The 7,697-nt window shown below is 71.9% G+C and carries 6 protein-coding genes and 1 pseudogene; 3 read left to right on the top strand and 4 right to left on the bottom strand.

Going from position 1 to position 7,697, the window contains the following annotated elements; genetic code table 11:
- Positions 1-116 precede the first annotated feature (116 nt).
- Complete coding sequence (locus FB455_RS33880) at positions 117-869, bottom strand: hypothetical protein (protein ID WP_486481639.1); 753 nt, start codon at positions 867-869, stop codon at positions 117-119.
- A gap of 419 nt (positions 870-1,288) precedes the next feature.
- On the opposite strand from FB455_RS33880, the gene FB455_RS33875 reads away from it, so the two are divergent.
- Positions 1,289-2,488: an IS110 family RNA-guided transposase gene (locus tag FB455_RS33875; RefSeq protein WP_114921300.1), complete on the top strand. Its 1,200-nt coding sequence runs from the start codon at positions 1,289-1,291 to the stop codon at positions 2,486-2,488.
- 801 nt (positions 2,489-3,289) lie between these two features.
- Here the strand turns inward: FB455_RS33875 and FB455_RS33870 are convergent.
- Positions 3,290-4,084 carry a hypothetical protein gene (locus FB455_RS33870; RefSeq protein WP_013476112.1) on the bottom strand — a complete coding sequence of 265 codons (795 nt, stop codon included), beginning with the start codon at positions 4,082-4,084 and terminating at the stop codon, positions 3,290-3,292.
- Positions 4,085-4,225: 141 nt separating this feature from the next.
- On the opposite strand from FB455_RS33870, the gene FB455_RS33865 reads away from it, so the two are divergent.
- Positions 4,226-5,497, top strand: coding sequence for a sensor histidine kinase (locus FB455_RS33865; RefSeq protein WP_041784246.1), 1,272 nt, complete (start codon positions 4,226-4,228; stop codon positions 5,495-5,497).
- A gap of 9 nt (positions 5,498-5,506) precedes the next feature.
- Positions 5,507-6,154 carry a response regulator gene (locus tag FB455_RS33860; protein WP_030275359.1) on the top strand — a complete coding sequence of 216 codons (648 nt, stop codon included), beginning with the start codon at positions 5,507-5,509 and terminating at the stop codon, positions 6,152-6,154.
- A 155-nt stretch (positions 6,155-6,309) separates the two neighbouring features.
- Here the strand turns inward: FB455_RS33860 and FB455_RS35060 are convergent.
- Positions 6,310-6,387 (bottom strand): annotated as a pseudogene (locus tag FB455_RS35060) (type B 50S ribosomal protein L31); the annotation flags it as partial.
- A gap of 153 nt (positions 6,388-6,540) precedes the next feature.
- Positions 6,541-7,536 carry an alpha/beta hydrolase gene (locus FB455_RS33850; protein ID WP_013476115.1) on the bottom strand — a complete coding sequence of 332 codons (996 nt, stop codon included), beginning with the start codon at positions 7,534-7,536 and terminating at the stop codon, positions 6,541-6,543.
- Positions 7,537-7,697 lie beyond the last annotated feature (161 nt).

The following is a 7,697-nucleotide window of genomic DNA, read 5'->3' as shown; positions in this document are numbered from 1 at the left end:
GCTGCCTCAAGCGCTACATCGTCCGCGAGATCCACACCGCCCTCCTCGCCGACTTCACCACCCTCAACACCGCTTGACTTCTATAGGAGCATCCCGGGCGGTCGGATTACGAAAGATCAGGTTGCTGTGCTTGGCCCAGCCGAAAAGCGACCGCAGGGCGTGGTCGCGGTCTGGCGTGGGTTGCCGTGCAGCCTGTCCAGATACGTGCTGACGTCGCGGCGGGTGACCTCCCGCAGGTGCTCGCGATGCCACGCCCAGTCGGTCAGCGCGGGCACGGTAGCGGCAACATAGCCGCGAACGGTCTCGACGCGCCGGGCGCGGACGTGTGGTCCGCCATCGCGCAGGACCGGGCCCACCGCAGCACATCGCGCCGAATGGGCGGGGCGAGGGTGGGCGAGTTTGGCGTGCAGCCATGGTTCGAGGGCGGCCGGTCGGTCATCGTCAACGACGGCCAAGGTGGCGAGGATCTCGATGACGCAGTCGAGGTTGGTGCAGCGGCGCACGACGATGTCCGCGAAGCCGCTGACCCGGATCAGATCGCCTTCCTGGTAGTCGGCGAGCAGCATTACCAGTACCCGTTGCATTCCCCGGCGTGTGACCGGGGTCCAGCCACGGGCTTCCGCGTTGGTGTGGGCCAGGTGCAGTACCCAGGCCAGCCAGGGGTTGTCCGGCGCGGGGCCGTGCCGCAGATCGATTGCGGCGTAGCGGTAATTGCGCACTTCGGCGTCGAGCAGCGGCGGCTGGATCCATCCAGTGACCGGCCGGGCGGCCGGCGGTGGTGGTGGTTTGAGAGGCCGGCCCTTGGCTCCGTAGGGTCGCGGCGCAGCCCGGGGCCTGGCCGTCCGCCGGTCCATGTCGGCGAAGAACAACTGGTGGTGCCGGAGGTCGCGCAGGTGCGACGAGCTGGGCGGGGTTGTTCGGCTCCTGACGGCTCGGGAGCGGATGGCCGTCGCCGGGCCGGCAAGGATGGTCAGGCTGTGACGGCGCCTTGTTGGCGGGAGCCCCTATCGGGACACGTCGCGCCGGTCCGGCGGCAGCAAGCACCCCCCCGGTTACCTTTTTGATCGTCCCCAGCCGGGGCCCCTCGGTCGCCCGGCCCGGTATGACTTCCTGCCCCTGTCGTACGGATGATCCGGGGGGTGTTGTCGCCGGGTCGGGTGGCGTCGGTGGACCGCTGATAGGGACACGGCCACCCGTGTGGGGGTAGGTCTCTTCGTAACGTGGCTGCCGGCAGTCCGACGCCTGGACCAGCGGCCGAGGCCACGGACGATGCGTGGAGGCGGGTCTGGTGAACGACGAATACGGCGTCTACCTCGGCTTGGACGTCGGTAAGGGTGACCACCACGCAGTCGGGCTGGCTCCGGACGGCAAGCGGCTGCATGACGCGGCGTTGCCGAACACCGAGGCTCGGCTGCGGCAGCTGTTCGACAAACTCGCCCGCCATGGCCGTGTCCTGGTGGTGGTCGACCAGCCGGCCTCGATCGGCGCCCTGCCGGTCGCGGTGGCTCGGGCGGCCGGGCATCAGGTGGCCTACCTGCCTGGCCTGGCGATGCGGCGGATCGCCGATCTGCACCCCGGCAGCGCGAAGACCGACGCCCGCGACGCCTACGTCATCGCTGACGCGGCCCGCACCCTGCCGCACACGCTGCGGCGGGTCGACACCGGCGACGAAACTCTGGCCGAACTGGAGATCCTGGTCGGCTTCGACGACGACCTCGCCGGCGAAGCCACCCGCGTGTCCAACCGCATCCGAGGACTGCTCACCCAGATCCACCCCGCCCTGGAACGAGTCCTCGGCCCCAAGGTCCACCACAAGGCGGTCCTGGAACTGCTGTCCCGCTGCGGCGGCCCGGTCGGCCTGCGCAAGGCCGGCCGCCGCAAACTGCTCTCGATCGCCGCCGTCCACGCACCTCGCATGGGTGACCGGCTCGTTGAGCAGATCATGGCCGCTCTCGACGAGCAGACCGTCACCGTCCCCGGCACCCAGGCCGCGGAGACGATCCTGCCCCGCCTGGCCGACAGCCTCCGCGACATCCTGCGGCAACGCGACCAGGCCGCCGCCCAGGTCGAAAGGATGCTTGATGCGCACCCTCTTGCCCCGGTCCTGACCTCGATGCCCGGCATCGGCGTCAGGACCGCAGCCCGGATCCTGCTCGAAGTCGGCGACGGCAGCAGCTTCGCCACCCCCGGCCACCTCGCCGCCTACGCCGGCCTCGCCCCCGTCACCCGACGATCCGGCAGCAGCATCCGTGGCGAACACCCACCCCGCGGCGGCAACAAGAACCTCAAACGCGCGTTCTTCCTCGCTGCGTTCGCAGCCCTGGCCGACCCCGTGAGCAGGGCCTACTACGACCGCAAACGCGCCGAAGGCAAACGCCACAACGCCGCCCTCATCTGCCTCGCCCGCCGTCGCTGCGACGTCCTATACGCCATGCTCCGCGACAAGATCCCCTACCAACCCCGCCCCACGACGCCGATCGCCGCTTGACGAACCCATAGGGACACCCCCCGGGACTCGAGCCGACAGATCAAACTCAAGGCACTGAAGGCCGGCCGTAACGCGAGTCAGACCCGAGCACCGGGCAGCACCCGATCATCCTCACAGTCGAGTCGGCATGACACACGTTGGACAGGCGCGAGCGGGGAGCCGAGCAGGCAGAGCGGCCCACGGCCGCGGACGATCAGAAGACCACGAGCGTGGGCACGCCGTCGAGCCGGGTGAGGCCAACCGGCCCCGGCAGGCCGGCGCGACAACGGCGGGCCGTACCACGGGCGGTACCACCGGGCTGCCCGCGACCGGCCTGCTGCTGGTGGCGCCGGCGAACCCGTGGTGACCCCCGGCCGGACCTGCCCCGTCCGGCCGGGACGCGCCGGCCGTGCGGTGCGGTCACGACACCCAGACCGGTGGCGAACGCCGCCGGTTCGAGGGCAGCGCGTACCCGGAGCGCTCCAGTTCTCCTCGACTCCCCAGTCGGATAGGGTGCTCGTGCATCGATGATCGGGCTCACATCGGGGGGTTGTTGCCGTCTGGCGACGCCATCGTTCGCAGGCCAGAGCATGAGCATCGGCTCGACCAACCGCCCTCGCCCTCGCCCGGCCCGCAACGGTGCTGGCGCTCGTCGATCGCAGGGTGTCCCGGAAGGATGCCAGATGGGTACGGCGCGACCAGGGTACGCAGGTGGCCGGTCCGGGCCCCCGCAGCTGACGCCACCGACGGTTGCCCTTCACCGCCCCGGTTCGTCGTCGAAGCCCGTCGGACGGGAACGTGCCGGCCGCCGGAAGGGTCGTCCTATCGACGATGGACCGTGCTGACGGTGACCCGGTCGTCCGTAGCCTCGATGGTGCCGGTCCACTCACCGTCGTCCTTCTCGAACGTGATGATGGTGGTCCCGCCGGTCGTGCGGTCGCCCGTGACGTCGAAGAATCCCTGGGGCAGGGCGGTGCGGTAGAACGCGAGTACCCGCTGAGGGTCGGGCTCGACCAGGGTGAGCCGGGCGCCGGCGGCGGTGTCGGAGAGGTCGCGCACCTGGCTGCCCGGCGGGAACCGGAAGTTGAACGGCAGGTTCGTCACGCCCAGATCCCGGCCGGTCAGCGCCGGCTCCTCCGCCTGTGGCGGCGCGGTCGACTGCTCGGCCGGCCGGTTGCGGGCGAACGTGACTGTGGTGTCGCGCGAGGTGGCGATGACCTCGACGGTCCACCCGCGTCCGTCGAGGTGCAGAGTCTGACCGGTGTCGGTGCCCACCGGGTATCCGGCCGGCGGGCCCGCCTGGCGGTAGTGGGCGAGCACCTGCTCGGGCGGAGGAGCGGTGAGGATCACCGTGGCCGAGCCAGGGTCGCCGAACGCGGTGTCGACCTTGCTGCCGGCGGGGAACCCGAGCCCCGGTGCCACCCCGGCGACAGTCCGGCCGTCCACCTCGACCCGGTCGCCCTGGTCGCTGCCCGGCAGGCTCGCCGGGGCAGCCGTGCTCGTGGGGGTGGCGCTGTCCGGTCCGCTCACCGGCACGGCCGGGTTGCCGCAACCGGGCGCCGCGATCAGCAGCGCGATCCCGGCCAGCGCGGGTAGCTTCCGCTGGAGACATCTCATCTGCCTGTCCTTCCGGTCGTACCAGGATTCGGTGGAGCCGTCCCGATCATGCCTGGTGCGGTCGCACCCCCGCACGACGGACGAACTGCTGTCGGCAGTCCTGCCGACAGCGGTCCGGCCCGGTCCGGCATGCTGAGTGCCATGACTGCCACGGCCGCCGTCGCTCCGCCCGCTTCCCGCTCCGGTCCCGGCCCTTCCCCGGCGATTCCGCTGACCACCGGCCTGATCGGGCTGTTCGTCGTGGTGCGGATCTGCCAGGTCGCCGCCTGGCCGGTCGCGGTCCTCACCGGCGGCACGGCCGGACTGCGGTCGGTGCCGGCGGCGGTGACGGTGTACGCGGTCCAGACTCTCGCGGTGGTCGGCGTGCTGGTGTGGGTCCACGGACAGGGCGCGGTGGGCCGGGGGGTCGCCGGGCTGGACGCGACGGTGGCGCTGGTCGCCCTCGTGGCCGGCGGCCTGCTCACCCGGCCGGGCCACGGCACCGGGTTCAGCCATCCGGCCCTGCCGGCCGCGATCGGCGCGGGCCTGACCGTCGCGCTGGCACTGTCGCGTCGTCAGGCCCTCGCCTGGTACGCCGCGCTGGCGGTCGGCTACCTGCTCGGGGTGCACGCCACGGTCTCCCTGGGTCCGGCGGCGCTGTCCGGGGCGGCGGGGAACCTGCTGGCACTGGTGGGTGTGCCGGCGGCCGCCGGCCTGGTGGTCGGTGCCCTGCGGCAGGCCGCACTGCGCGCCGACCGGGCGACCGTACGGGCGGTGAAGGCGGAGGCGGCGTTGGCCGAGGCGGGGCAGCGGATCGCGGCGCACGCCGCCTACGCCTCGGAGGTGGCACAGCAGCACCGCATGTTGCACGACACCGTGCTGTCCACGCTGGACGCGGTCGCCCGTGGCGCGGTCGACACCGGTGATCCGGTGGTGCGGCGTCGACTCGCCGCTGACGCCGACCATCTGCGTGGCCTGATCGCGTCCGCCGGTTCCGCGGTCGGAATGCGGCTGGTCGGCGAGCTCACCACGGTCATCCGGGAGTTGGCGCCGACCGGCCTGCGGGTGCACCTGCGGGTCACCGACGTCCCGCCGGACGTGCCGCCGGCCGTGGTGCGAGCGCTCACCGGCGCGGTCCGGGAGGCGCTCAACAACGTGATCCGGCACAGCGGCACCTCGACCGCCTTGGTGACGGTGGCCGGCCCGGCGGCGGGGACGGACGACCCGGACCCGGCGAGGCTGCGGGTCACGGTGGCGGACCGCGGGCGCGGCTTCGACCCGGACCGGATCCGGCCAGGGCTAGGGTTGTCCCGGTCGGTGCGCGCGCGGATCGGTGAGGCCGGCGGCGAGGTGCTGGTGGACAGCGGAGCAGGTCAGGGCACCACCGTCGAGATGAGCTGGCCGCCCGGCGCGTGGACGTCGGCGGCTGGGTGAGAGGGCCGGATGATCACTGTCGCCGCGATCGACGACGACCGGATGCTGCTCGACGGGCTGCGTACCTGGCTGGCACCGGTCGAGGACGTTCGCCTGGTGCAGGTCGCCGCCACGGTCGACGGCTATCTCGACGGACTCGGCGGTGCGGACGCGCCCCGGGTGGTCCTGCTCGATCTCAACCTGCGCGACGGATCCGACCCGGCGGACAACGTGGCGCGTGTCCGGGCCGGCGGCGGGCGGGTGCTGGTCGTCTCGGCGGTCCCCGACGCCGACGGCGTGCTGGCCACGATCGGTGCCGGGGCGGCCGGCTACCTCACCAAGAGCCATCCCCTGGACGTGCTGGTGGAGGCGATCCGCGAGGTGGCGTCCGGCGGGTCGGCGATCAGTCCGGAACTCGCGTTCGTACTCAGCCGCGACGCCCGCGCCGACCGGCCGCGGCTGTCCCCGCAGGAGCGCGCGGTGCTCACCGCGTACGCCTCCGGGGCCACCCTGGCGGCCGCCGCGCGCCGCGCGGGCGTGGCCTACGGGACCGCGCGCGAGTATCTGGAACGGGTCAAACGCAAGTATGCCGAGGTGGGCCGCCCGACCCGGACGAAGTTGGAGTTGGCCGACCGGGTGCGCGAGGACCGGCTCGACCTGGGTGGTCCCGGCCGCTGAGCCCGCACCTGGGCAGTATCCAGCCGGCGTCGCGTCAGCCGCGACCACGTACCAGGGGCGGGGATACCTCTCCACGATCTCGACCAGCAACCTCGTCGTGGACGGACGGACGCCGCGCATCGCGTACCCGGCGCGCAGCAGCATGCGCGCCTCGGTCAGCGCGGCTCCCGGGGCTCGCGACGGGCGTACTTGGCGCGGAACTTCTCGACCCGGCCCGCCGTGTCGAGAAGGCGTGTTGAGCGGTCGGTAGCCTCGGCGCGGTGGCGGAGGATGACTTCATGATCGGGCTGAGCCCCCTTGGACGCGCGGCGTGCGGTCCGCCGACCGGGCGTGGCAGGCCGTCGCCGGATTGGTGGCGGCCTGCCACGCGCCGCAGGTCCGGTGGGTCAGCCGGCGCGGCGCAGCCGGCCGAGCATGCCGGCGAGGTCCTGGACGAACAGTTCGTGGCGGAAGTAGTGGCCGCCCGGCACCTCGCGCCACTCGTGCGGGATGCCAGCCCGGCTGAGCGCTCCCCGGAACTCGCGCTGGCCCGCCAGTACCTGGCCCTCGTTGACCGAGTCGAACCAGTTGACCGGGTCGGGTGACGTGCCGGCCGCCAGGAAGATCCGCTTGTTGCGGTAGCTCTCGATGCGCTCCATCGGGTTGTCCGCGCTGACCCGTGCCTCGTCCCACAGGGGCGCGCCGTACACGGTGCCGCCGCCGAGGTCGAGCGCGGCCGAGGTGATGTTCGCCCAGTGCACGACCAGGCCGAAGTCGCGGCGCAGGCTGGCTGGCCCGGAGTGGGAGCTGACCGAGCAGAAGTGGCCGTAGTACTTCGCCGTGTACTTGAGGGCCCCGAAGCCGCCCATCGAGAAGCCGGCCACGGCGCGGCCGTTGTACTCGGGGAATGTGCGGAAGTTGGCCTCGATCCAGGGGAGCAACTGGGCGATGTGGAACGTCTCCCAGTTGCGCGGCCCGACATTGGTGCTGACCGGGTTGCTGTACCAGCCAGTGGAGGCGTCCGGCATGACGACGATGATCTCGCGGCCCGCGGTGAGGTTGATGATGTTGTCCTGGAGGTGGAACGTGCGGAAGTCCGCGTTGCCGCCGTGCAGCAGATACAACACCGGGTAACGCTTGCGGCTGGTGTGGTAGCCGTCGGGCAGCAGCACGTTCACCGCCGGATCCCACTCGATCGCGTCGGTGGCGAAACGGTAGTACTGCAACCGGCCGCCGTTCTCGTTGCGGTCGACGATGCGCAGGCCGTACCCGTTGACGGCTGCACTGGCCGCGGACGGCGCGGTGAAGGCGCCGGCGAGGGCGCCGGTCGCCGCGACCGCGGCGGCGCCGGTGAGCAGCCGCCGGCGGCTCACGGTGGGGGAGATGTTCCGGTCGTGCGGCATGGTTCCTCCTGGGGCTCAGAGTGTGGTTTCGCTGGTGAGGCCGAAGTAGTCGTGCCATTTGGTGGAGGGGGCGAATGTGGTGCCGGTGGAGAGTGCGACGTAGATGTCGTTGGTGGTGTTTTTGGTGAAGACGATGAGGTCGTCTTTGCCGTCGCCGTTGG

Source organism: Micromonospora sp. CNZ296 (assembly GCF_007827635.1).
This window is presented reverse-complemented; position numbering and strand designations above follow the sequence as displayed.